Annotated in this window: 29 protein-coding genes and 1 tRNA gene; 12 read left to right on the plus strand and 18 right to left on the minus strand. The window is 60.9% G+C overall.

Translation table 11 applies throughout. The annotated features are described in order from the left end of the window. Complete coding sequence (locus O9X62_RS11720; RefSeq protein WP_269533050.1) at positions 1-807, minus strand: cytochrome c5 family protein; 807 nt, start codon at positions 805-807, stop codon at positions 1-3. Positions 808-1,016: 209 nt separating this feature from the next. Between O9X62_RS11720 and O9X62_RS11725 the strand changes: the two genes are divergently transcribed. After that, positions 1,017-1,093: transfer RNA gene (locus O9X62_RS11725), tRNA-Arg, on the plus strand. Between the two features lie 69 nt (positions 1,094-1,162). Here the strand turns inward: O9X62_RS11725 and mscL are convergent. The 4 genes from mscL to cyaY form a co-directional block, all read right to left on the minus strand. Further along, positions 1,163-1,615 (minus strand): large-conductance mechanosensitive channel protein MscL, encoded by a 453-nt coding sequence (gene mscL / locus O9X62_RS11730; RefSeq protein WP_308446466.1) that lies wholly within the window; start codon positions 1,613-1,615, stop codon positions 1,163-1,165. 183 nt (positions 1,616-1,798) lie between these two features. Next, complete coding sequence (locus O9X62_RS11735; RefSeq protein ID WP_269533051.1) at positions 1,799-2,746, minus strand: porin; 948 nt, start codon at positions 2,744-2,746, stop codon at positions 1,799-1,801. A gap of 300 nt (positions 2,747-3,046) precedes the next feature. After that, positions 3,047-3,490, minus strand: a complete 444-nt coding sequence (locus O9X62_RS11740; RefSeq protein WP_269533052.1) for a YqaA family protein — start codon at positions 3,488-3,490, stop codon at positions 3,047-3,049. Next, positions 3,487-3,801 (minus strand): iron donor protein CyaY, encoded by a 315-nt coding sequence (gene cyaY, locus O9X62_RS11745; protein ID WP_269533053.1) that lies wholly within the window; start codon positions 3,799-3,801, stop codon positions 3,487-3,489. Before cyaY ends, O9X62_RS11740 begins: the two co-directional genes overlap by 4 nt. 76 nt (positions 3,802-3,877) lie before the next feature. Here cyaY and O9X62_RS16030 point away from each other — a divergent pair, with 76 nt between their 5' ends. Together O9X62_RS16030 and lysA are read left to right on the plus strand one after the other, a co-directional pair. Further along, on the plus strand, positions 3,878-3,991 hold the full coding sequence (locus O9X62_RS16030; protein ID WP_374708394.1) for a lipoprotein: 114 nt from the start codon (positions 3,878-3,880) through the stop codon (positions 3,989-3,991). A 1-nt stretch (position 3,992) separates the two neighbouring features. Beyond that, positions 3,993-5,231, plus strand: a complete 1,239-nt coding sequence (gene lysA, locus O9X62_RS11750; protein ID WP_269533054.1) for a diaminopimelate decarboxylase — start codon at positions 3,993-3,995, stop codon at positions 5,229-5,231. A gap of 66 nt (positions 5,232-5,297) precedes the next feature. Here the strand turns inward: lysA and O9X62_RS11755 are convergent, their stop codons facing one another. From O9X62_RS11755 to O9X62_RS11785, 7 genes are all read right to left on the minus strand, one after another. Next, positions 5,298-7,556, minus strand: coding sequence for an arginine/lysine/ornithine decarboxylase (locus tag O9X62_RS11755; protein ID WP_269533055.1), 2,259 nt, complete (start codon positions 7,554-7,556; stop codon positions 5,298-5,300). Positions 7,557-7,714: 158 nt separating this feature from the next. Next, positions 7,715-8,323, minus strand: a complete 609-nt coding sequence (locus O9X62_RS11760; protein WP_269533056.1) for a glutathione S-transferase — start codon at positions 8,321-8,323, stop codon at positions 7,715-7,717. Between the two features lie 100 nt (positions 8,324-8,423). Continuing rightward, on the minus strand, positions 8,424-9,206 hold the full coding sequence (locus tag O9X62_RS11765; RefSeq protein ID WP_269533057.1) for an ATP-binding cassette domain-containing protein: 783 nt from the start codon (positions 9,204-9,206) through the stop codon (positions 8,424-8,426). 42 nt (positions 9,207-9,248) lie between these two features. Then, positions 9,249-9,740 carry a hypothetical protein gene (locus O9X62_RS11770; RefSeq protein WP_269533058.1) on the minus strand — a complete coding sequence of 164 codons (492 nt, stop codon included), beginning with the start codon at positions 9,738-9,740 and terminating at the stop codon, positions 9,249-9,251. 132 nt (positions 9,741-9,872) lie between these two features. After that, on the minus strand, positions 9,873-10,616 hold the full coding sequence (locus tag O9X62_RS11775; RefSeq protein WP_269533059.1) for a UDP-2,3-diacylglucosamine diphosphatase: 744 nt from the start codon (positions 10,614-10,616) through the stop codon (positions 9,873-9,875). A 156-nt stretch (positions 10,617-10,772) separates the two neighbouring features. Continuing rightward, positions 10,773-11,267, minus strand: a complete 495-nt coding sequence (locus tag O9X62_RS11780) for a peptidylprolyl isomerase (protein ID WP_269533060.1) — start codon at positions 11,265-11,267, stop codon at positions 10,773-10,775. 11 nt (positions 11,268-11,278) lie between these two features. Then, the gene (locus tag O9X62_RS11785; RefSeq protein ID WP_308446467.1) at positions 11,279-11,953 is read right to left on the minus strand and encodes a peptidylprolyl isomerase; all 675 of its coding nucleotides are present in this window, start codon (positions 11,951-11,953) and stop codon (positions 11,279-11,281) included. Positions 11,954-12,051: 98 nt separating this feature from the next. Between O9X62_RS11785 and coq7 the strand changes: the two genes are divergently transcribed. Together coq7 and O9X62_RS11795 are read left to right on the plus strand one after the other, a co-directional pair. Beyond that, positions 12,052-12,669 carry a 2-polyprenyl-3-methyl-6-methoxy-1,4-benzoquinone monooxygenase gene (gene coq7, locus O9X62_RS11790; protein ID WP_269533061.1) on the plus strand — a complete coding sequence of 206 codons (618 nt, stop codon included), beginning with the start codon at positions 12,052-12,054 and terminating at the stop codon, positions 12,667-12,669. Positions 12,670-12,757: 88 nt separating this feature from the next. Next, positions 12,758-14,056 carry an MFS transporter gene (locus O9X62_RS11795; RefSeq protein ID WP_269533062.1) on the plus strand — a complete coding sequence of 433 codons (1,299 nt, stop codon included), beginning with the start codon at positions 12,758-12,760 and terminating at the stop codon, positions 14,054-14,056. Positions 14,057-14,079: 23 nt separating this feature from the next. Here O9X62_RS11795 and O9X62_RS11800 read toward each other — a convergent pair whose 3' ends face one another. Further along, entirely contained in the window at positions 14,080-14,499 is a 420-nt protein-coding gene (locus tag O9X62_RS11800; RefSeq protein ID WP_269533063.1) for an OsmC family protein, read from the minus strand. A 473-nt stretch (positions 14,500-14,972) separates the two neighbouring features. Here O9X62_RS11800 and rplM point away from each other — a divergent pair, with 473 nt between their 5' ends. The 6 genes from rplM to erpA all read left to right on the plus strand — a co-directional run bounded on the left by rplM (position 14,973) and on the right by erpA (position 18,677). Then, positions 14,973-15,404 carry a 50S ribosomal protein L13 gene (gene rplM / locus O9X62_RS11805; RefSeq protein ID WP_269533064.1) on the plus strand — a complete coding sequence of 144 codons (432 nt, stop codon included), beginning with the start codon at positions 14,973-14,975 and terminating at the stop codon, positions 15,402-15,404. A 21-nt stretch (positions 15,405-15,425) separates the two neighbouring features. Then, positions 15,426-15,818 carry a 30S ribosomal protein S9 gene (gene rpsI, locus O9X62_RS11810; protein ID WP_269533065.1) on the plus strand — a complete coding sequence of 131 codons (393 nt, stop codon included), beginning with the start codon at positions 15,426-15,428 and terminating at the stop codon, positions 15,816-15,818. Positions 15,819-16,021: 203 nt separating this feature from the next. After that, a complete protein-coding gene (argC, locus tag O9X62_RS11815) occupies positions 16,022-17,050 on the plus strand; it encodes an N-acetyl-gamma-glutamyl-phosphate reductase (protein WP_269533066.1) in 1,029 nt (342 codons plus the stop codon). A 7-nt stretch (positions 17,051-17,057) separates the two neighbouring features. Next, positions 17,058-17,768, plus strand: coding sequence for a DUF6776 family protein (locus O9X62_RS11820; RefSeq protein ID WP_269533067.1), 711 nt, complete (start codon positions 17,058-17,060; stop codon positions 17,766-17,768). A 3-nt stretch (positions 17,769-17,771) separates the two neighbouring features. Beyond that, a complete protein-coding gene (locus O9X62_RS11825; protein ID WP_269533069.1) occupies positions 17,772-18,173 on the plus strand; it encodes a polymer-forming cytoskeletal protein in 402 nt (133 codons plus the stop codon). A 153-nt stretch (positions 18,174-18,326) separates the two neighbouring features. Then, positions 18,327-18,677, plus strand: a complete 351-nt coding sequence (gene erpA / locus O9X62_RS11830) for an iron-sulfur cluster insertion protein ErpA (RefSeq protein ID WP_269533070.1) — start codon at positions 18,327-18,329, stop codon at positions 18,675-18,677. Positions 18,678-18,769: 92 nt separating this feature from the next. Here erpA and O9X62_RS11835 read toward each other — a convergent pair whose 3' ends face one another. The 4 genes from O9X62_RS11835 to ompR form a co-directional block, all read right to left on the minus strand. Continuing rightward, on the minus strand, positions 18,770-19,537 hold the full coding sequence (locus O9X62_RS11835; protein ID WP_269533071.1) for a 3-hydroxyacyl-CoA dehydrogenase: 768 nt from the start codon (positions 19,535-19,537) through the stop codon (positions 18,770-18,772). Positions 19,538-19,616: 79 nt separating this feature from the next. Beyond that, positions 19,617-20,150, minus strand: a complete 534-nt coding sequence (locus O9X62_RS11840; protein ID WP_269533072.1) for an SRPBCC family protein — start codon at positions 20,148-20,150, stop codon at positions 19,617-19,619. A gap of 82 nt (positions 20,151-20,232) precedes the next feature. Continuing rightward, on the minus strand, positions 20,233-21,558 hold the full coding sequence (locus tag O9X62_RS11845) for an ATP-binding protein (RefSeq protein WP_269533073.1): 1,326 nt from the start codon (positions 21,556-21,558) through the stop codon (positions 20,233-20,235). A 16-nt stretch (positions 21,559-21,574) separates the two neighbouring features. After that, positions 21,575-22,303: a two-component system response regulator OmpR gene (ompR, locus tag O9X62_RS11850; RefSeq protein WP_269533074.1), complete on the minus strand. Its 729-nt coding sequence runs from the start codon at positions 22,301-22,303 to the stop codon at positions 21,575-21,577. Between the two features lie 153 nt (positions 22,304-22,456). Between ompR and O9X62_RS11855 the strand changes: the two genes are divergently transcribed. Further along, positions 22,457-22,834 (plus strand): hypothetical protein, encoded by a 378-nt coding sequence (locus O9X62_RS11855; RefSeq protein WP_269533075.1) that lies wholly within the window; start codon positions 22,457-22,459, stop codon positions 22,832-22,834. 13 nt (positions 22,835-22,847) lie between these two features. Here the strand turns inward: O9X62_RS11855 and O9X62_RS11860 are convergent, their stop codons facing one another. Next, complete coding sequence (locus tag O9X62_RS11860) at positions 22,848-24,086, minus strand: EAL and HDOD domain-containing protein (RefSeq protein ID WP_269533076.1); 1,239 nt, start codon at positions 24,084-24,086, stop codon at positions 22,848-22,850. Positions 24,087-24,098: the final 12 nt, after the last annotated feature.

Raw genomic sequence — 24,098 nt, forward strand, 5'->3', positions numbered from 1 at the left:
TTACTTGGACGCGTTGACCATGTATTCAACCGTGGCACGGAACTCTTCATCCGAACCCGCGAAACCACCCTTGGGCGGCATGGCGCCCTTGCCTGCGGCGGCGGTCTTCACCACAGCATCCAGACCACCCTTGATACGCGGCGCCCAAGCGGCCTTGTCGCCTACCTTGGGGGCACCGGCCACGCCAGCGGCATGGCACGCCATGCAGACACTGTTGTAGATTTCCTTGCCCTTGGCAGCCAGATCCACCTTGGCAGGCGCAGCAGCGGCAGCGTCTGCAACAGGTGCGGCGGCATCAGTTGCGGCGGCTGGTGCGCCCTGGATGGCGGGCTCAGTGAACTTGCCGCCGGCTGCGTTGCCCATATAGGCCACAGCACGAGCGACTTCATCGTCGGTCAGGTCGGCTGCGCCGCCCTTGGCCGGCATGCCATTGATCCCCTTGATGGCATTGTTCACCATGCTGCTGAAGCCCTTGCTCAGGCGTGCAGCCCAGCCGGCGGTATCGCCGAACTTGGGTGCGCCGGCCAGGCCTGCTGCGTGGCACGAAGCACAAACGGCATCGTAAACCGCCTTGCCACTGCGGCTGCCGGGAGGGCCGGATTCGTCGAGCTTGGATTCGCCGACAGGCTGAATACGTGCGGCCACGGCGGTTTCGGTCATGGTCGGGCCCTGCGGGTCTACTTGCAAGCCGCCCGTGGCGAGCTTGATGATCAGGTAGATAAACAGGGGAATACCGACGATCGTGGCGACCACCACGGCGATCAGTGTCTTGGCCGACATCGTGGATTCGGCTTGCGCTTCGCTCATGCTGCCATCCTTTTTTTGCGCTGTTTGTATCAGGTGTATCAGTACGGGGAAGAAAACCGGAACCGTGGTTGGTGCTCAAAAACCGGGAGGCCGCGGACAGGGATTCCTTCGAACCCAGCGATTATAGCGATGAAACACCGCCCCTCCAATCGCTGGCGTATGCGGCTGGACGCTGGCGAGCAAACCACGGTATGCTTGCGCCCCTTCGCGCGTCCATAGCTCAGTTGGATAGAGTGTCAGTTTCCGAAGCTGAAGGTCGCAGGTTCGATCCCTGCTGGGCGCGCCACTTCATCAAAAAAAGCCGGTCTTTGACCGGCTTTTTGCATTTCTGTGGCTCTGGGTTGGCTGACTATGCCTAGTTCAGCGTAGAAGTACAGCAGGGGCAGCGCGTGGCCTTGATGTCGATCGCGCTGAAGCAATAGCTGCAGGCCTTGGTGGTGACCTCGGTTGGCGCGGGCGCTTCGGCGCGTTTGAGACGGTTCAGGGTCCGGATCAGCAGAAACACCGAGAATGCCACGATCATGAAGCTGACCACGCTATTGATGAACAGACCGGCGTTGATGGTCACCGCACCGGCTTCCTGGGCCATCTTCAGTGTCTCGTAGGGTCCCGCTGCCTTGGCGCCCTCTTTGAGCACCAGAAACAGATTGGAGAAATCCACGCTGCCGAGCAGGTAGCCTATGGGCGGCATGATCACATCCTTGACCAGCGAGTCGACAATCTTGCCGAACGCGGCACCGATAATGACACCGACGGCCAGGTCGACGACATTGCCGCGCATGGCGAATTCGCGGAATTCCTTGAACATGAGGGGGCTCCTGTAAGCAATAGGGTGGCCAGACAGATACGGATTGGCCAAGCAAGGTCAGGTTGGCAATGCGGCGGGCCGGTGTCAAGCCACTCTCGGATAAGCATCACCGGTTTGACGGCCACCAAAGAGAAAAGGCAGCCGAGGCTGCCTTTTCCGGGGACTTGCGTATCGCGACTGCGATTAGAACGAGTGGCTGACACCCACCGACAGCACGTTGTTCTTCTTCACGCCAGCGTAGTTGTTGGTGTATTCGACCATGGCAACGGTACGCTTGGAGAGGCTGTAGTAACCAGCCAGGTTCACTTGAGCCTTGGCGTCGCCCATGTCCTTATCCCAGCTGATAACACCAGCGTTCAGGCTCAGGTCGCCAACGGCATAGCCGATGCTGACCAGGGGGTCGGTGAACTTGACGCTACCGGTATCACGGCGTTGAACAGCAGCGCCCAGCGTGACATCACCCAGGGCAAAGCTACCACCAACGACCAGGTGCTTCTCAGTCGGCACGCCATCTGCTTTGACGGTGTGCAGCGAGCCGAACACCGAGAAGTCTTCGGCTGCAAACTTCACGTTTGCGCCCAGATCGTTATTGGCCTTCTTGCCACTGGCCTTGTTCTCACCAAAGCCGTTTTCGATACCGAAGGTCAGAGGACCGGCTTCGTAGGTGTAGCGGATAGCGTTGGAAACGCGATAGACGTGATCGCCACTGCTGTTGGCGGTCAGGCCGAGGGACTGATCCAGATACCAGATGTCCAGCTCTTCAGTGGTCTTGGTGTACAGGCTCTTGCCGCGACCCAGGGACACTGTGCCGAAGTCACCCTTCAGACCCACCCAGCCTTCGCGCGAGGCAAAGGAACCGCTATTGGCGGAGTTGTCCGGCGCAACATCGGTTTCGACCAAGAAGAAAGCGGACATGCCACCACCCAGATCTTCCTGACCCTTCACGCCAATGCGCGAAGCCATGTTTTGCACGCCAAGTTGATCACTTTGGGCGGCGCCGTTAGCAACGTTGATCTTGCCAGCTTGCACAGCCACGTTCAGTTGGCCGTACAGAATCACTTCATTCTCAGCGTACACGGCCGGTGCCAGAGCGGCAGCGGAAACAGCCAGGGCGATTAGTTTCTTATTCATGGTGTGTCCTTGTTCAAGTAAAGATAACGACTTGCATCAGGGTCGCCCGATTATCGGACGAACATAAAACTCGGGCTAATGATAGGCGCCGCTTGAAGCGCGAAGCAATGTTGCTGCGTGGGTGATAACCCTGATGGCTAGCACGCAATTTTTATGATTCTTTTGTTAAGCTGTTGAAATAAAAAGAAAAATCACTTGTTGTAAAAAATTGACGGGTTGCGGCAATGCAACATAATTACGTCATGGAGATGTTGTAACAGGGACTACGAAACAGTAGTTTCCCTTCAGGCGGACGCATTCTTACAGCCATGGCAGGGCAATCAGCAGGTAACGCAGCCCTTTTCCCGCCCCCATCCAGAGTACGGCGCGGCCAGTCGGGATGCCTAGATAGCCCGCTGCAAAACAGAGACCGTCCCCCAGCACCGGTAGCCAGCTGAGCAGCAGTACGGGGCTGCCTGCTTGGCTAAGCCAAGCACGAGTGCGGGCGGATGGTTGCCGGCGCTTCATACCGGGATGCCGGCATGCGAGCTTGCCCAGCAGAAAGGTTGTCGTGCCGCCTGCCGTATTGCCCAGTGTGGCCAGCGCCACGGCCAGACCGAGGGTTTCCGGCCGCAGGCTGAGCCAGCCCGCGAGCAGCAACTCGGAATTGCCGGGGAGCAGGGTAGAGGAGAGGAATGCAGAGAGAAACAGCCCGCTCAGCCCCCATGCCGGCGACAGGTTGGTCAGCCATTCAAGCCCGATCAAAATGCAGGCCGTCGATCACCATGGTGGCTGGCAACCAGTCCGGCAAGCTGGTCGAAGAACTCGCCATTTTCCCGCGTGCTTAGCCATTTGCCGTCCTTGAAGCGGTAATGGAAGCCGCCAGCGCGCGCTGCAAGCCACAGCTCCTGATTGGCGGCGTGGCGGTTGACGACGATCTTGGCACCGTCGTCGAACTCGATCTCCAAGACATTGCCGTTGCGGTTGAGATCCACATCGAATTCGCCGTCGTCGAGCGCCGTTTCAATCCGGTCGAATACGGCATCACTGGCGTTGAGGAATTCACTCTCGTTCATTGTTCATGCGCTTTCGGTCATTGGCCGCGGGGGCTTGCGGTTGCTAGTATGGCCATTTTACCGCTCCGGGGCCGCCATGCGCCGCTTTGCCCTTTGTTTGATGACCCTCGTCCTTGTTGCTGGCTGTGGCTACAAGGGCCCGCTCTATCAGCCGGACGCCGCAAAGGCCGGCACGGACACGAAGAAATAAGATGAATCTGACCTCTACTGCCAAGGGCCTGGCCCTTGATGGCCTGGCGCTGGCCGATATTGCCGCCGAATTCGGCACCCCCTGTTATGTGTATTCGGAAGCCTTTCTCAGCGATACCTTCAAGGCTTATCGCAAGGCTTTTCCCGATGCACTGATCTGCTACGCGATGAAGGCCAACTCCAACCTTTCGGTGTTGCAGACTTTCGCCAGGCTGGGTGCGGGCTGTGACATTGTCTCAGCCGGCGAACTGGCGCGCGCGCTGGCAGCGGGTGTGCCGGCCGAGCGCATCGTGTTCTCGGGCGTGGGCAAGACGGCAGATGAAATGCGTGTGGCGCTGCAAGCCGGTATCCATTGTTTCAATGTGGAATCCGAGCCCGAACTGCACAGACTCAGTGCGGTGGCTGTCGAACTGGGGGTCAAGGCACCGGTCAGCCTGCGGGTGAACCCGGATGTGGATGCCAAGACGCACCCATATATTTCCACTGGCCTCAAGGACAACAAGTTCGGTGTGGCGTTCGATCAGGCGCGTCGTGTCTACGGACTGGCGGCCAGCTTGCCCGGCCTGCGCGTGATTGGTATCGACTGCCACATCGGCTCGCAGCTGACCGAAGTGACGCCCTTCGTGGACGCGCTGGAACGCTTGCTGGCGCTGATCGATGCCTTGGCGACAGATGGGATCGTGCTCGAACACATCGATCTGGGCGGTGGCCTCGGCATCCGTTACACCGACGAAACGCCGCCCGATGTGGCCGACTACGCCAAGCCGCTGCTGGCTCGGCTGGCTGGCCGCAATCTCAAGATCGTGCTCGAACCAGGCCGCTCGCTGGTCGGTAACGCCGGCTTGTTGCTGACGCGTGTCGAATACGTGAAGCCCGGTGAGACCAAACACTTTGCGATCGTCGATGCTGCCATGAATGACTTGATGCGCCCTGCGCTGTATCAGGCTTATCACGATATCGTTGAAGTTGCGCCAGGCACGGGCGAGAAGCATACGTACGATGTAGTCGGCCCGGTCTGCGAGAGCAGTGATTTCCTGGGCAAGGATCGTGAGCTTGCCGTGGCACAAGGCGATTTGTTGGCCGTATTGTCGGCTGGCGCCTATGGCATGACCATGAGCTCCAATTACAACACCCGGCCGCGTGCGGTGGAGGTGATGGTCGGCGAAGGCAAGGCAAGGGTGATACGCCGTCGCGAGACGCTGGACGAGTTGCTGGCCAACGAGAAGTCCTTATTGGCGTGAAGCCGGTAGGTACCCCATGAAAAACGCCGCGATCAACGCGGCGTTTTTCATGGTGGTGACAAAGGCTTACTCGCCGATCACGCAGTCCACGTAGTACTCGCCATCCTCATGCTTCACCAGACCGTGAATATCGGTCTCGAAGCCGGGGAAGCGTTCGTTGAAGGCGCGCGCAAAGCGCAGGTAATCGACGATGGTCTTGTTGAAGCGCTCACCCGGAATCAGCAGCGGAATACCGGGCGGGTAGGGCGTCAGCAGGATCGCGGTGACGCGGCCTTCGAGCTGATCCAGCGCCACGCGTTCGATCTCGCGGTGGGCCATCTTGCTGAAGGCCTTGGACGGCTTGAGCGCCGGCACCATATCGCTGAGATACATCTCGGTGGTCAGGCGAGCCACATCGTTCTCGCGGTAGACCTCGTGGATCTGCTGGCACAGGTCGCGCAGGCCGATGCGCTCGTAATGCGGGTTCTTGGCAATGAACTCGGGCATGACGCGCCACAGCGGCGAGTTGGCGTCGTACGCGTCCTTGAACTGCTGCAGCTCGGTCACCATGGTGTTCCAGCGGCCCTTGGTGATGCCGATGGTGAACATGATGAAGAACGAGTACAGGCCCGTCTTCTCGATGATGATGCCATGCTCGGCCAGGTACTTGGTGAGGATGGCCGCCGGGATGCCGGTATCGGCAAAGTGGCCATCCACATCGAGGCCCGGGGTGATGATGGTGGCCTTGATCGGGTCCAGCAGATTGAAGCCGTCGGCCAGGCCGCCAAAGCCGTGCCAGTGGTCGTCGGCCTTGAGCACCCAGTCTTCGCGCGAGCCGATGCCTTCTTCGGCCAGGTATTCCGGGCCCCAGACCTTGAACCACCAGGAGTCGCCGTATTCCGCATCGACCTTGCGCATGGCGCGACGAAAATCGAGCGCCTCGGCAATCGACTCTTCAACCAGCGCGGTGCCGCCGGGCGCTTCCATCATGGCGGCCGCCACATCGCAGGAGGCGATGATCGAGTACTGCGGGCTGGTCGAGGTATGCATCAGGTAGGCCTCGTTGAAGCGGTGACGGTCGAGCTGACGCGTTTCCGATTCCTGCACGAGGATCTGCGAGGCTTGGGAGAGGCCCGCCAGCAGCTTGTGTGTCGATTGCGTGGCAAACACCATCGCATCCTGCGAGCGCGGGCGATCACGACCGATGGCGTGCATGTTCTTGTAGAAATCGTGGAAGGCCGCATGCGGCAGCCAGGCTTCATCGAAGTGCAGCGTGTCGATGGTGTCGCCGAGCACTTCTTTGATCATTTCCACGTTGTAGAGCACGCCGTCGTAAGTGGACTGCGTGATCGTAAGGATGCGTGGCTTGTTGTTCGGGCGCTTGGCTAGCGCTTCCCGTGCGAATGGGTTGGCCTGGATCTTCTTCTGGATGGTTTCAGGCTGGAACTCGCTCAGCGGAATCGGGCCGATGATGCCGTAGTGATTGCGTGTGGGCATCAGGAACACCGGAATTGCGCCGCACATCATGATCGAATGCAGGATGGACTTGTGGCAGTTGCGGTCCACCACGACGATATCGCCGGGCGCTACCGTGGCGTGCCAGACCATCTTGTTCGAGGTGGACGTACCGTTGGTGACGAAGAACAGATGGTCGCAACCGAAAATGCGCGCGGCATTGCGCTCGGACGCAGCAATCGGGCCGGTGTGATCCAGCAACTGGCCCAGTTCATCGACCGAGTTGCAGACGTCGGCGCGCAGCATGTTCTCGCCGAAAAACTGATGGAACATCTGCCCGACCGGGCTCTTCAGGAAAGCCACGCCGCCCGAGTGACCGGGGCAGTGCCAGCTGTAGGAGCCGTCCTGCGCGTAGTGCAGCAGTGCGCGGAAGAAGGGCGGGGCGAGGCTGTCCAGATACTGGCGGGCTTCGCGTACGATGCTGCGGGCCACGAATTCGGGTGTGTCCTCGAACATATGGATGAAGCCATGCAGCTCGCGCAGCACATCGTTGGGGATGTGGCGGCTGGTGCGCTTTTCGCCATAGAGAAAAATCGGGATGTCGTTGTTCTTGAAGCGGATTTCTTCCACGAACGCACGCAGGTTGTGGATGGCCGAGGTTTCCTCGCCCGCTTGCGCGCCGACGAACTCCTCGTCGTCGATCGACAGGATGAAGGCCGAAGCACGGCTCTGTTGCTGCGCAAAGCCGGCCACATCGCCATAACTGGTCACGCCGACAACCTCGAAGCCCTCGGCCTCGATCGCGGTGGATAGCGCCCGGATGCCCAGGCCGCTCGAATTGTCTGCGCGGAAATCCTCGTCGATGACGACAACGGGGAAGCGGAATTTCATGTCTTTCTCCAACATCGGCCAACACTGGCCGGAGTGTGCAATGGCAGCACGACAGGTTTGTGACCCGCCGCAATAAAAATGCGCAAGGCCGTACCCACACGGATACGGCCTTGTTGGGGGAAGTATTCAGTTATGCGCTAGGCGTTGTGTCCGCGTGCTCAGGTTTGAGGAAGGGTTTCGGCAAAAGCCGGACGTTGTTCAAGTTTATCCATCAGGCGCGCCAGATTGGGGTGGCGGGCACGCCAATCCAGCTCGGGGAAGCGGAAGGCCAGCCAGCCCAGGCAGCAGCCTACGGCAATATCGGCCAGTGTATACGTTTCACCATTGCACCAGGCACGCTCACCCAGATCGGCTGCCAGCGCGGCGAGACCGGCATCGACCTTGCCCTGCTGGCGCGCGATCCATTCGGGGCTTTGCTGATCCTGCGGGCGCTTGCGCTCAAGAAAGATCGCAATCGCGGCATCGGCTACACCGTCGGCCAGAGCTTCCCAGCGTTTGACCTGTATGGTCTGACGGTATTCAGCCGGAATCAGCCGCGCCACTGGCGAGACATGATCCAGATACTCGACGATCACGCGCGAATCAAACAGCGTGGAACCATCGTCCAGGACCAGCACGGGCACCTTGCCGAGCGGATTGTAATGCGGCACCTGGCTATCGGCGTTCCATGGCGTATCCACGGTCAACGGACACTCTATACGCTTCTCGTGCAGGACGACGCGCACTTTGCGGGCGTAAGGGCTTGTCAGCGAGGCGATCAGCTTCATGAAGGAGTGGCCACAGGTTGGAGGTTGAATTCTAGGCAAGGACGGGGCAGCTGACCAGCAGGGCCGGCGTGCGGTTGCGATGCTCGCGAAGGGCTGGCGCTCATGCCTGACGTACGGGTGGCAGGCCGAAGAGGATTTGCCCCTCGACCTCGCGCGCCGGCAGCTCGAATACCGTGGCCAGCGTGGTGCTGTTCAGGCATTCACCTGGCAAGCCAGAGGAGACAAGCCGGCCCTGACATAGCAGCCAGGCCTGATCCGCGTAATTGCGTGCCAGGTTGATGTCATGCAGGCTGACCAGCGTGATCAGTGGCAGCTTGTGAGAGAGCTCACGCAGGCCGGCCAGCAGCAGATGCTGATGACGGGGGTCGAGGCTGGCAGTGGGTTCATCGAGCAGCAACAGCGCCGGGCCGTGACTGGCCGCGAGGCAGGCCTGCACAAGCACCCTGGCAAGCTGCGCCCGCTGGCGTTCTCCACCCGACAAGCTGAGGTAGCGACGGGGCGCAAGGGCGGTCACATCTACCAGCTGCAGCACACTGTCGATCAGACTTTCGAGCACGGCAGCCGGAATCTCCGGGAACGGTGTGCCGCCCAGTCGGGCCAGTTCCCGTACGCTGAAGTCAAAATCCAGCGAGCTTTCTTGCGCTAGCGCGGCGCGGTAGCGGGCCAGCCGGTTGGCATTCAGGCCTGCGATGGGTTCTCCGCCGAAGTGGCACGCCCCTTGGTCCGGCGCCAGTTCGCCGCTCAGCAGGGCCAGCAGACTGGATTTGCCCGCGCCGTTGGGGCCCAGCAAGGCTGTGAGGCTACCGGGTGCTGCCTGGGCATGAATACCTTGCAGGACCGGCTGGCCATCCCGGTTCAGACCGGCATCGTGCAGGGTCAGCATGTGCGGCTCGGCGCGGGACGGGCACAAACCGGCATGTGCGTCTCAGTGTGTGCTGGTGATCTTGTCGCGCGCCTGTTGTACGGCGCTGACGGCGGCGGTGGAGAGATGATGGCTGGCAAAGCTGGCGACCTGACGGACAGCTTTGGACATTGAGTCGGCCGTGCAGGCGCTCACGCACAGCGCCTTGCGCATCGGATCATGCAGGGGCGAGGCCGTTTGTGTGTCAAGTTGTCCAAGCAGCTGGCGCTGTTGATCGGCCAAGGCCCGCTCTGCAAGCTGGATGGCATCATTCATCAGGGATACTTGGGCGACAAGCAAGGCGCAACCCAGATTCACGCCATGATCGACATGCTCGCCGATCTGGGCGGGTGAAGCGGGGCGTGCAGCCAGTGCCTGCAGCCAGTCGCGATAGCCTTCCTGCTGTGTCGTGAGCAGACGCTCCATGCCGCGGCGCAGCAACTCGGAGCCTTCCTGCAGCCATTCGACCTGCTGATCGGTGCTGCGTAAGGCCCAAGGGTTGGCGAAGGCATTCATGAGGTGTCGTTCCCGGTTTCGTTGGCTTGGGCGTCTTTTTGTTGCGCCGCAATAAGACGCGCAGTCTATGCCGTCACGATGGCTTGTCAATCGACGGTAGCGGCTATTGCCGGACGGTACTCATGCGGCCGCTCAGCGCCAGGCCGCGTCCTGATTGATGCCATGGAAGGTGAGGCCCCGTTCGTCGGCAGCCAGATAGCCCCCTTTGCCGGCGTACCAATCCGGCAACACCCAGCGTTGCCGCAATCCGTGCTGAACTTCATGCCGGTGGCTGGCGGGCCGATGGGTATGCCCGTGTATCAGATGTGCACCCGGATACTGTGCCAACAGCGTCACGACCGCCGTGGCATTCACGTCCATGATCTCGATGGCCTTGGCCTGCTTGGCCGCTTCGCTCGCGGCACGAATACGGGCGATCTCCGCCTTGCGGGCCGCCAGCGGTTGGCCAAGAAAGGCCGCTTGCCAAGCGGGCTGACGCACCATCTGACGAAACTGCTGATAGGGCAGATCGTCGGTGCAGAGCGCGTCGCCGTGGCTCAACAGCAGCGGGCGACCTGCAAGCTCGATCAGCACCGGATCATCCAGCAGGGTGGCACCGCAACGTCGGGCGTAGTCGTGGCCCAGCAGAAAGTCGCGGTTGCCGTGCATCAGGCTCACGGCGGTCCCTTGGCTGGCGAGCGCGTGTAACGCGGCCGCGATCCGGGTATTGAGCGGATCATCGTCGTCATCGCCGGCCCAGTACTCGAACACATCACCCAGCAGGTAGAGCTGACTGGCCTGACGCGCGGGGCCGGCTAGAAATGCCAGAAACGCCGTAACCGTCTCCGGGTCTGAATCGGACAGGTGCAGGTCGGAAGCAAACAGAACGGGTTTCATCGCTGGGTATCGTGGGCGGTGTAGGTGTCGGTTGCGGGCCGGCGTGCCAAAGTGGGCAGGCCGCAGCAAATGCAACAGCCGGCAGCCTTAACAGGGCTTACCGGCTGTGCGTGGTATCCGGAAGCCTGTAACGCGGGTATCCGGATCAGAACAGGATCAGACCAGTTCGGCTTTCTGGATGATCACATCGGCGACGGGTACATCCTGATGGAAGCCCTTGGAGTCCGTCTTGACAGCCTTGATGGCGTCAACGACATCGGTGCCCTCAACAACCCGACCGAAGACGCAGTAGCCAAAACCTTGTGAATTGGCCGCCGTAAAGTTCAGGAAGCCGTTATTGCCCACATTGATGAAGAACTGGGCCGTTGCCGAATGAGGATCCGGGGTACGGGCCATGGCAATGGTGTACATATCGTTCTTGAGTCCGTTGGCGGCCTCGTTCTCAACGGGTGCGCGGGTAGGCTTCTGCTTGAGGCCGGGTTCAAATCCACCACCCTGGATCATGAAGTCGTTGATCACGCGGTGGAAAATGGTGCCGTCGTAATGGCCGCTGCTGACATATTCCACAAAGTTGGCCACGGTCTTCGGGGCCTTGGCCTCGTCGAGCTCGATGCCGATGAGGCCGTGGTTGGTATGCAGATTGACGCGCATGGGAAATCCTTTCATTGGGGTTGGCTGACGGGCGCTTCGGGCGTTTCAGGCGCCTCTGGCGGAGCGACCGGCGGGGTTGGAGCCGTTTCTGCAGGTACGACCGGCGGCGCCGGCAGTACATAGTTGGGCATGACGGCCACTTTCTTGACCACGACCAGCTGCAGGGGGACATCGATCATGCCGTTGAGTCGACCGGTGGGAATGGCGGCGATTTTCTGAACCACATCCATGCCCGCTACCACACGGCCGAAGACGGCATAGCCCCAGCCCCGGTTGCTGTTCTCATCGCGGTAATCGAGCGCACTGTTATTGGCCAGATTGATGAAGAACTGGCTATTGGCCGTGTGGGGGGCGGCTTCTCGCGCCATGGCAACGGTATAGGGTTCATTCTTGAGGCCATTGCCGGCCTCATTGGGAATGGGTTTGTCGGCCGGCTTCCATTTCAGATCGGCCGTGTAACCGCCACCCTGGGCTACAAAACCCGGAATCACGCGATGGAACACTGTGCCGTCGTAGTACTTTTTCTTGGTATAGCGGAGAAAGTTGACCACCGTTTTCGGTGCCTTCTCCGGTAACAGCTCGATATCGATATTGCCTTGATTGGTGCTCAGGCGGACCACTGGGTTGGCCGCTGTGGCGAACAGCGGCATCAAGACAAGCAGGCTGGCGAGAAGTAAGCGTTTCATGGCGCAGATATATTCGGGAACCCGCCCGGATGGTAGCACAGCCCCCTGTGGCAGCCTGCTAGAATCAGCCCATTCCCGCCTTCGTTTCCCGGCCGCCCATGGACAGATTGATTACAGAATTCGACCGCGCATTGCGCACCGTCTTTGCGCCAGCCAGTACGGTCAGACCCCGGCCGGACGCTACCTTGGCCGAGCCCGAGCTGAGCGCCGAAGAGAAGCGTCATGCGGCCGGGCTGATGCGTGTGAATCATTGTGGTGAAGTGTGTGCGCAAGCGCTCTACCAAGGCCAGGCACTCACTGCCCGGGATCCTGCCACACGGCTTTCGCTGCAGCAGGCGGCGCATGAGGAGGTCGAGCATCTGGCCTGGACCGCAGAGCGTGTCCATGAACTCGGTGGCCACACCAGCGTGCTCAATCCGCTGTGGTATGCCGGGTCGCTGACCATGGGTGTTGCCGCGGGCTTGATCGGTGACCGTTGGAATCTCGGTTTTCTGGCTGAAACGGAGCGGCAGGTCAGCGAGCACCTGCAAGGTCATCTGGCCAGCCTGCCGGCGCAGGACACCCGCAGCCGCGCCATTGTGGACCAGATGCACATCGATGAAACCGCGCATGCCGAGATGGCCGTCACGCTCGGCGCTGCCGAATTGCCCATGCCAGCCAAGCTGGCCATGCGGGCAATGTCGCGGGTGATGACCAGTCTGTCCTACCGCGTCTGATCCCGCGCCGGAACGCATTTCCATCCGCAAGATCGACGGTGATCCCGCCGCGCTTGCACGCCAACTCTTCCAGACAGCATCTGCCGCCATGCGCGTATTCCGACCTGGCGGGCTGTGGCGTAATCCTGATTTCGTGCGCTTATGGTCCGCACAGGGGATTTCCGACTTCGGCTCGCATATTTCCCGCCTTGCCTTGCCATTGACGGCCGCACTTCTGCTGCATGCCACGCCTATGGAAATGGGCGTACTGATGGCCATCGAGGTTTTGCCCTTTGCCTTGTTCAGCCTCCATGCCGGTGTCTGGATAGACCGCGCACGCCGGATGCCCTTCATGATGATGCGGGATATCGGCTGCGCGCTGTCACTCGCTCTGGTTCCGCTGGCGTGGGCCTTGGACTGTTTGTCGATGCCGGTTCTCTGGGTGGTGGGTTTTCTGTGCATGACCGGCGAAGTCATCGGTGGCTCGGCACACCAGAGCTATGTGGCCACCCTGATCGGCAAGGATCGTCTGGTTGAGGCACACAGCAAGTTCATGGCAACCGCCTCCACGGCGCAGGTCACAGCGCCGGGGCTGGCCGGGGTGCTGATCCAGGCGCTGGGGGCGCCGCTGGCGATCTTGTTCAACGCCCTGTCGTTCATGGTTTCTGCTTTGGTGCTGCGCCGCATTGAGGCAGTCGAGCCCCGACCGCAGCTGGAAAACAGTGGCGAGTCGGTTTGGTCGGAAATTCGTGCCGGCCTGCAGCTGGTATGGCAAACCCCCGTGCTGCGGGCCTTTGCCATCCAGACCGCTTGCTGGCAGCTGCTCAACTACATGCTCGCAGCCATTCTGGTGCTGTTTGCCACACGTGAACTGGGCCTGGATGCCGGTGCCATGGGGGTGACCTTCATGCTGGGGGGCGTGGGCAGCCTGATTGCCGCGGTCAGCGCCGAACACATTGGTGCCCGCTTGGGCATCGGCCCCTCGGTGGGCTGGGGATTTGCCGCGACGGCGGTGGCATGGGCCGGCTTTGCGTTGATTCCATCGGATACAGCATGGCCGGTACTCTGGCTAAGCTTGGCGCAATCGCTGTTCTCATTTGGCGCAACGCTGTTCTCGATCAACTATCTGGCGGCGCGTGCAGCGGTGACGCCGGATGCCTTGCTGGGCCGGATGATTGCGACCATGCGTTTCGCCACCGTGGCGCCGGCACCATTGGGTGCGTTGACGGGTGGCGCCCTGGCCACCCTATTCGGCTTGCGCGGTGCCTTGGCGGCGATTGCTGTGCTCGGTGCGGCCCTGACCTGGCATGCATTGCGCCGGTCACCCGCACGTTTGCTGATGCGCTTGCCGACTCGTTCGAGCGATATCCTCACGCAAGAGGATCCTGCGAGCAGCCCGGATCACTGAGCCGGGCTAGCAGGCTGTACGGTTCAGGCTTCGCGAATCTCGAAGTCGTGTGTGATCGCCACGCCTGCCTGCCCCAGCATGATCGAGGCCGAACAGTATTTCTCTGCAGAGAGGTCGATAGCGCGCTTGACCTGCTCTTGTTTGAGCTGACGCCCGGTGACGATGAAGTGCATATGGATCCGGGTGAATACCTTGGGGTCCGTTTCAGCACGCTCCGCATCGAGCCGTACTTCGCAATCGACAATGTCGGCGCGGCCTTTCTTGAGAATGGCGACCACATCAAAAGCGGTGCAGCCGCCCGTTCCCATCAGCACCATCTCCATCGGGCGAGGGCCCAGATTCTGCCCGCCCGCGGCAGGTGCGCCATCCATCAGTACGGCATGGCCGGTTTCGCTCTGCGCCAGAAAACTGACGTTTTCGATCCATTTCACACGGGCTTGCATGGGTTCTCCACGAAGAAAGTCGCCTGGGGCTTACGAACGGCCAGGCAGGGTTTATGTTGCAGTGCGCAAAAATACGACTGGCGCAATGAGTGATTAACTACAAAATTGTCGGGCTGGCGCCAATTATCAAGACCATGTTGGCTTGCTGTCGTGTAACTGTACTACCGTTCATTTGTTTATTGGCGCATTGCACAAAAAAGTGATTGCACAAACACGGCAGACTGGATAGTATTCGAACTGCATTAGGGCTTTACACGCAATGTGTGTGCTTTGATGTTGTCTCCTCCATCCTCCTTCTTTGGTGGAATTGCGCGCAAGCCCTTACGGCTTGCGCCTTTTTTTTGCGCGCAGCCGGCAAGTGAGACGTCGGTGCAACGGCTTGACCGGATCAGTCTGATCGGGTTTGACAGCCCATTGTTTTTGCAAATAGAATGCGCGACTTTCCGTAAATCGAACGAATCTGGAAGAGCCGTATGAAAACCTTCTCCGCCAAGCCGCACGAGGTCCAGCGCGACTGGTTCGTGGTGGACGCCACCGACAAGGTGCTTGGTCGCCTCGCCGCCGCCATCGCCCACCGTCTGCGTGGCAAGCACAAGGCCATTTACACCCCTCACGTCGACACCGGTGATTTCATCGTTGTCGTCAACGCAGGCAAGCTGCGCGTGACCGGTGACAAGGCCCAGCAAAAGACTTACTTCCGCCACTCGGGTTACCCGGGCGGTATCTACGAACGCTCCTTCACTGAAATGCAGGGGAAGTTCCCAGAGCGCGTGCTCGAAAAGGCTGTCAAGGGCATGCTGCCCAAGGGCCCGCTTGGCTACGCCATGATCAAGAAACTCAAGGTCTACGCTAGCGCCGAGCATCCGCACACCGCGCAACAGCCTAAAGTCCTCGAGATCAACTAAACCGGATACAAGGACTTAAAAATGGTTGGCAAGTACTACTACGGCACGGGCCGTCGCAAGAGCTCGGTAGCTCGCGTTTTCATGACCAAGGGTTCGGGCAAGATCGTCGTCAACGGCAAGCCGCTGGACGAATACTTCTCGCGTGAAACCGGTCGCATGATGGTGCGTCAGCCCCTGGTGCTGACCGAGAACGTCGAAGCCTTCGACATTCTGGTGAATGTGGTTGGCGGTGGCGAAACCGGTCAAGCCGGCGCCCTGCGCCACGGCATCACCCGCGCCCTGATCGAGTTCGACGCGGCCCTCAAGCCTTCGCTGTCGACCGCTGGCTTCGTGACTCGCGATGCCCGGGAAGTCGAACGTAAGAAGGTCGGCCTGCGTAAAGCACGTCGCGCCAAGCAGTTCTCGAAGCGTTAATCGCCAGATTCGACACGAAGATTCGTTCGATTACGCCGGCGCAAGCCGCAAGAAGGCCGTCAGTTTACTGGCGGCTTTTTTGTTGCCTGTTCGAAACGCACGCAAGCGCATTCCACTGCGTATCAGCCCGCCTTATCTATCCGGCATATCGCTGAAACGCGGTATGATCGCCACTCGTTTCTGCTAGAGGCACAGGGGTTGGCATGATCAAGGTGGGCATAGTCGGGGGTACGGGATATACCGGTGTCGAGTTGATGCGTCTGCTGGCGCGCCACCATGGTGTAAAGCTGACCGCCATTACCTCGCGCAAGGAAGCCGGCATGCCGGTGTCCGAGATGTATCCAAGCCTCCGTGGTCGGGTGAACCTGCAATTCTCCACCCCCGCTGATGCCAGGCTGGACGAGTGTGATGTGGTGTTCTTTGCCACACCCAATGGCATTGCCATGAACGAAGCGGGTGCCTTGCTGGCCGCGGGCGTGAAGGTAATCGATCTGGCTGCCGATTTCCGTATCAAGGATGTGGCCGAGTGGGAGAAGTGGTACGGCATGAGTCACGCCAGCCCCGAACTCGTCACCGAGGCGGTATATGGTCTGCCAGAGGTCAATCGAGAACAGATTCGTCATGCCCGCTTGATTGCTAACCCCGGTTGTTACCCCACCGCCGTTCAGCTCGGCCTCCTGCCCTTGATTGAGGCGGGTGTGGTGGAAACCGGCAATCTGGTCGCGGATTGCAAGTCGGGCGTTTCCGGTGCAGGCCGCAAGGCCGAGGTCCATACGCTCATGTGCGAAGCCGGCGACAATTTCAAGGCTTACGGCGTGGGTGGCCATCGCCATCTGCCCGAAATCAGCCAAGGCCTTAGCCGCGCCGCCGGTAAGCCGGTGGGACTCACCTTCGTACCGCACCTTACTCCCATGATTCGTGGCATCCACGCGACCCTGTACGCGCGTCTGAGCAAGGATGTGGATATTCAGGCGCTCTATGAAACGCGTTATGCCGGCGAAGCCTTTGTGGATGTGATGCCGCGTGGCAGTACGCCAGAGACTCGCTCGGTCCGCGGTGGTAACACCTGCCGGATCGCGGTGCATCGGCCCCAGGGGGGAGACACGGTGGTGATCCTGTCGGTGATTGATAACCTCGTCAAAGGCGCCGCTGGTCAGGCAGTACAGAACATGAACCTGTTGTTCGGCCTGCCCGAGGATACCGGGCTGGACGTCGTTCCCTTGCTGCCCTGACCCCGGCATGATCGGCCGCTGGAAGCGTCGGGGTAATCATCTGGCCACTGCCCGTCTGGCAGTGCGTCGGCATCTGCCTTGGCCGGCCCGGCTGGCGCTTGGACTGTTGGGTCTGATCGTACTGGCGTCGGGTAGCTATGGACTCTACCTTTATGGGGAGCAGCAAGGTCGCCATGGCGCCTTGGCCAGTCAGGTCGGCCAGGATGCGAGCCGGCTCGCACGCGAACTGCAGGAATCCGCGCAGCGTGCACAGGCACTGGAGCAGCAGCTGAGGCTGGAAACCTCGACACGCGAAACGGTTTCGCGTCAGCTGGTTCAGTTGCAGGCCGATAACGGTGCCTTGCGCGAGCAGATCGCGTTCTACGAATCTTTGCTGACCAAAACAGATCGGGCGCCTGCGCTGGCACTGGATCAGTTCCGGGTTGAGCCTGTGTCGCCGGGGCATTACCGCTTGCGGGCGATACTGGTACAGGGGCAGTCCACCCAGGAGGCCTTCCGGGGTGAAGTGGAGTTCCGTCTGGTGGTGGAGCGGGGTGGGCGACGCGAGTCGCTGGTCTGGCCTGCACCCAGAATCAAGGTGAACGTCACTCGCTATCATCGTCTGGAGCGCGAGACCGAATTGCCGCCCGATGCGCGGCTCAAGCAGGTCGAGATCCGCGTCTATGCCGATGGCGAGAGCCGCGCCAAGCTGACACGCAATTACGACGTAAAGGGATGAACCGTGTTTGGAAACGACAAACAGAAAGCCACCAGCCGTATTGATAGCCTGATCGGTCTGGAGACCCATATCACCGGCAATATGAGTTTTTCGGGCGGTTTGCGGGTCGATGGCGAAATCACGGGTGATGTGACGGCGGTCGAAGACAAGCAGAGCACGCTGGTTGTCAGTGAAAAGGCGCGCATCAAGGGGACCGTCCGGGTGGCGCATCTGGTGCTGAACGGGGTGATTGAAGGACCGATCTACGCTACCCACTATCTGGAGCTACAGGCCAAGTGTCGCGTGCAGGGCGATGTGCATTACCACACGCTGGAAATGCATCCCGGTGCCGTGGTTTCGGGGCAGTTGATCCATATGGCGGGTGCGCCATCGGGTAAGCCGGTGCTTGAAACCAAGTCGGAGTAGCCCCATCTAAGCAGCGACAGATAATTTTTCCGCGCCGCGGCGAATGGTTCGTCAACCAGCGGCTTGCCCTTACTTTGCTGTATCACGCTTAACAAATGCGTGGTCAGGGCGGATAATTGCCGTTAAATCATTGAATTGCCTGGAGTGCCCCATATGAACGCCCCCGCCGACCTCGCCACCCCCTTTGTGTTTACCGACTCTGCCGTCGCCAAGGTGGCTGACCTGATTGCCGAAGAGGGCAATCCGGACCTGAAACTGCGTGTATTCGTGACTGGCGGTGGTTGCTCTGGCTTCCAGTACGGCTTCACCTTTGACGAGATCACCAATGAGGACGACAGCGCCTTTACCAAGGATGGTGTCACCCTGCTGGTAGATCCGATGAGCTATCAGTATCTGGTGGGCGCCGAAATCGATTACGTCGAAAGTATCGAAGGCTCCCAGTTCACGATCAAGAACCCGAATGCCTCATCCACTTGCGGTTGCGGCTCCTCGTTCTCGGTCTGATCCTGTCTGCGCTGTTGTAAACAAGCTGCTGTAGATAAAAAACGCCCCGGACAACCGGGGCGTTTTGCTTTGGGGCGGCTAGCAGATCCGGCTTATTTGGGTTGCATGCGCAGGGCGCCATCAAGGCGGATGGTTTCGCCATTGAGCATGGGGTTGCCCACTATCGCCATGACCAGCGACGCGTACTCGTCCGGGTCACCCAGGCGAGAAGGGAAGGGCACATTCGCAGCCAGACTGTCCTGCACTTCCTGCGGCAGGCTCGCCATCATCGGTGTCTTGAAGATGCCGGGTGCGATGGTCATTACTCGGATGGCCGAGCGCGCAAGATCACGGGCTGCGGGCAGCGTCATGCCGGCAATGGCGGCCTTGGAGGCCGTATAGGCACACTGACCCATCTGGCCATCAAAGGCGGCAACCGAAGCCGTATTGATGATCACGCCACGCTCACCGCTGGCGCCGGGTGTTTGCTGGCCCATGGTGGCAGCAGCCAGGCGTAGCAGGTTGAAGCTGCCGATCAGGTTGACTTCGATGACCTTGCGGAAGGTATCGAGCGCGTGGACGCTGTCTTTGCCCAGCACCTTTTCGCCGTGAACGATGCCGGCGCAGTTCACCAGCGCATCCAGGCGGCCGAACTCGCTGATGGCCAGTGCCACGGCCGCCTTGCAGCTTGCCTCATCCGTGATGTCGGCAGCGGCAAAACGTGCTGCAGCGCCCAGGTCGGCGACCAGCTGCTCGCCGGCTTCGCGATTGCGGTCGACGATGACGACCTTGCCACCCTCACGGACGGCACGACGCGCCACGGCGGCGCCCAGCCCGGATGCGCCACCACTGACGAGGAATACACTGTTTGGAATCTGCATCTGACTTGTCTCCAGAAGGTAGGGATGGAGCCCTGCCGGGCGGCCGTCAGGGCAGGATGAATGAGAGTCGCCGGAGTGGTCAGGGCGCCTGCTCGACACGGGCTTTGAGGTTGGCCAGGCCGGACTCGAAATCGGGGCCGACCAGACGATCCATCAGCAGGCCGAAATAGCGATTGACCGGGCTACCGCCAAGCTCGCCCTCGTTGGTCCAGCGCACGCGGGTCCCGCCTTCTGCGGCTTCCAGCTGGACGATGCCGGTGGACACCATGCCCATATCGGGAAACTCCAGCTTGTAGGTGAGTTGCCGATCAGGCTCGATAGCCGTGAACGTCATCTTCCCGTTGCCCTCGGTGGCACTCTCCCACTGCCATGCCGCGTTGACGCCACGCGTCGGGCCGCTGTAAGTGATTCGCATGGCCGGATCACGCTGGTTCCACACGGTCCAGGTTTTCCACGCGGCCGGGGAATCGATCTGCGCAAAAATCTTTCCGGCAGGGGCCTGTATCACGGTACTGCGTTCGACACGGAAGTGACTGGGCAGCAGAAAGCCGATGGCGACGAATAACACCACAAGGCCGGCAAGGATCAGGACGATGCGTTTGAGCAGTTTCATGGGCTACTCCCGGAAGTGACAGTCAACAAAGCGGATGATGGGCGCGACTATAGCCCAAGCCCGGATCAAAGTGACGTTTACGTCACTTCGTGGCGGGTGGGCTGGCCGGCACAACGAGGGTGGCCGTCAGCCCATCTTCCGTTACCAGATCAAGCCGGCCACCGTGCATGCGGGCAATCCGTTCGACTATCGCCATGCCGAGGCCGCTACCGCCATCTGCCCGGCGTGCGCTGTCGAGTCGCTGGAAAGGCTGGCGCGCCGCGGCAAGCAGCTCGGCAGGGATGCCATTACCGTGGTCGATCACGCTGAAATGCAGTTCGCCGGCGTGCGGCGACACACGCAGCACCCAGGGTGCGGCGCCGTAGCGAATCGCGTTATCGAGCAGATTGCCCAGGGCGCGCTGCAGCGCCAGGGGTCTCAGCAGCACCGGGACGAGCGTGTCGGCAAGATCGATCTCGATACTGTGACCAGCCCGGGCGTAACGTGTTGCAACCCCTCTGGCCAGCTCGGCTGGGTCGCTCAATTGGGGAGCTTCATCACCGAGACCGCGGACAAAATCGAGAAACTGGCCGAGGATGCGCTCGATATCCTCCACATCCTCCCGCATCCCGTCCTGCAGGCTGGTATCGCTCATCATCTCGACACCGAGTTTGAGCCGCGCCAAGGGGGTGCGCAGATCATGCGAGATGCCGGCCAGCATGATGGCCCGCTCGCGCTCGCTGGTATCCAGATCAGCCAGCATACGGTTGAAGCTGATGGAAAGGTCGCGGACTTCAAGCGGACCCGTTTCCGGCAAGGGCTCGGGGCGCTCGCCTTGGCCGAGCCGGGCGGCGGCGGCGCGCAACTCGCGCAAGGGCTGATTGATGCGCCAGGCAAACAGTGCCGCCACTGCCAGCGCGGCCAGCGCAAAGATCAGGATGCTGGCCCAAACCGGCCAGGCTGAAGCGGCGCGGAACCGTCCCAGTGGCACCACCAGCCACCAGCGCTCCCCAAGCAGACGCACTTCAACCCAGAGCTGCCGCTTGGGTGGCGGGGTTTCACGGATATCTCCCACCGTATCGAGCCGTTCGCGCAGCACGCGCGCAAGCAGCCGGTTCTGCGAGCTGCGCAAGCGCGTCGCGGTAGGGGTGTCAGGGTGCTGGAACGGGAGCAGGTGGGGGGCGTAGGGCCGTCGGTTGATATCCAGCCACTCGTCACGTTCTGTGGGGGTCAGCCCGTCCAGATCATCTTCCAGGCTGGCCAGCACCTCACTGATCTGCTCGACAGCCTGATCGGCAATGATCTGCTGCCGGCTGTAATTGAACAATGCGAGCGCAAACAGCACGCTGAGCAAGAGCGCAATCGCGGTCAGCCAGGCGAGTCGCCAGAAGATGGTCTGCGGCAGGCAGCGCTTGAACCAGCGTGGCATGGACTACAGTGGCCTCCTAGCGTTCGCCACCGTCGGGGACAAAAACATAGCCAAAGCCCCATACGGTTTGCAGATAGACAGGTTCGGCCGGGCTCGTTTCCAGCAGCTTCCGCAGGCGAGAAACCTGGACATCGATACTGCGATCAAAGGCCTCGTGCTCGCGTCCTCGCGCCAGCTCCATCAAGCGTTCGCGGGATAAGGGCACGCGTGGATGGCTGGCAAACACGCGTAGCAGGGCGAACTCGGCATTGGTCAGCGGTATGGTCTCGCCCTCGCGCAGGAGCTTGCGGTTGGCGATTTCGAGCTTGAACGGGCCGAAGCTGAAGTGCTCTCCTTCGGTCAAGGGTGCGGCCAGCGCCGAAGGTTCCTTCTGTCGACGGAGTACGGCGTTGATGCGGGCCAGCAACTCACGCGGATTGAAAGGCTTGGGCAGGTAGTCATCGGCACCCATTTCCAGACCGATGATGCGGTCGATATCGTCACCGCGTGCGGTCAGCATGATGATGGGAATGTTATCGCCCATGGCGCGCAGTTTGCGGCACACCGCCAGCCCGTCTTCGCCCGGCATCATCAGATCCAGCAAAACCAGATGGGGGCGATTACGTTGCAGGCGCGCCTCCAGTCTGGAGGCGTCTTCAAAGGCATCTACCGAGAAACCCTGATCGTTGAGATAGCGCTGTACCAGCTCGCGCAAACGCGGGTCATCGTCAATCAGCAGGATCTTGCGGGGCGAGGTCGTCGTCATGTGCGGCAGTGTAGCGAGTCCCGGGGCAGGCTTTCGGGATAGATGTAAAAATCCGTTTCGGTAGGGCACGGCGGTGGTGCCGATTTACAATTGCGCCATGCCGCGTGGCCTGACCGCGGGTATGCTCGGCACACTCAGCTACGGTTTCTTGCCATGCACCGCTTCATCATCCTGATCGCCAGTCTGATTACCTTGCCTGTACTGGCACGGGCGCAGGATGACGTTGTGATGGCTGAACAGCAGGCAGATAGCGAGCGCGCGCATCTGGTTGCCAAACAGGCCGCCAAGCAGATGCGCCAGCGTGCCCTTGCAGACCGGTTCCGGCATCGAGAGGCACGCATCCGCGACGCGGTTGCCCGCGGAGACCTGACCGAGGCCGAGGCAGCCAGGCTGCGCGCACGCCTGGAGGAGCGGCGCGACAAAATCCATCTGCTGCGCCAGCAGCGGCGCGCGCGTATGGAGGCACAGCGTGCCCGTGCGGCACAGGTCGAGGCTGCCGAAGCGGCAGAAGCGGCCGGGCCGTCGCGCTGACGCAAGCCTGAGACTACTCTTCGCGCCCCAGTCGCGCAGCCCAGCTCATGGCCTCGATCTGCAGGCGGTTGATCACATCCAGATCCAGCGCGGGATAGGCCGCCAGCAGGGTTGTAGTGACATCGGTATCGGCAAGTTCGAATCCTTCCACCAGCCGCAGCAGCGTCCCTAGCCATCCCTCACGTGCCAGCAGTGCCGATTCCACCGACGACTCCAGATGCAAGGGCGTGATCACCTCCGTCATCGGTTTGCCGAACAGGGCATCGATCAGACTCAGCATGCCGACCATGAAAGCGCGATCTGCCAGAGCAGCGTCCTCGGGGCGCAGGGTCTGGGTCAGTCGCTCCATCAATCGGCCGCGCAGCGCGGCGGTTTGTACCAGCGGATCGCTGGTCTGGTGGCCCGCTGACTGCTGGGCAAAGACCATGATCTGTACCCAGCGGTGCAGCTGCGCGCGCCCCAGCAGGGTCAGTGCGGTGCGCACGCTGGAAATGGTGCGCGGCAGGCCGAAGGCCACCGAGTTGACGATGCGTAGCAGGTGCACCGTCAGGTCTGGTGCCTGTTTGAGCGTGTCTTCCAGCGCGTCGATATCGTCATCGGCCATGACCTGCCCCAGCAGCTTGAGCAGTAGCATGGCAGATGGCTGCACCGGACGGCCGCTGAGTATGGTCGGTCGGGCAAAGTAGTAGCCTTGGAACAGATCGCAGCCCAGCTCGTGGCAGAAATCGCGCTGTTCGGTGGAATCGACCTTTTCGGCCAGGATCTTGACGCCATAGGGCTTGAGCTGATGCACCAGCAGGGCGATCTCATGCGGCTTCATGGCCAGCACGTCGAGCTTCACGATCTCGATCAGTGGCAGTATGGCCCGCTGCGCCTCATCAAAGCGGATCACATCATCCAGCGCCAGCCGGTAACCCGCAGCCTTGAGCGTACGGCAGCGTTCCACGACCGCTGGGGTGAGTTCGATGGTTTCCAGTAGCTCCAGCACCACGCGTTCGCGCGGCAGTATCTCGATCACATCGCTTTGCAACAGGGGTTCGGAGAGGTTGATGAAGCCGAGCTTGTCCTCCAGCACCGAGTCCAGTCCGAGGCCGGAGAAGGCGTGCTGGATGACCGCCGCACTGGCCGTGACGTCATCGGCCACACTCGCCGCGTTATCGAGGCTGGTGCGGAACAGCAGTTCATAGGCAACCAGTTCGCGATCACGTCCGACAATGGGCTGGCGGCCAAGAAAGAATTGGGGTGTGGGCATGGCAGAGGCGTC

This window comes from Chitinimonas sp. BJYL2 (assembly GCF_027257935.1).
Lineage (GTDB): Bacteria > Pseudomonadota > Gammaproteobacteria > Burkholderiales > Chitinimonadaceae > Chitinimonas.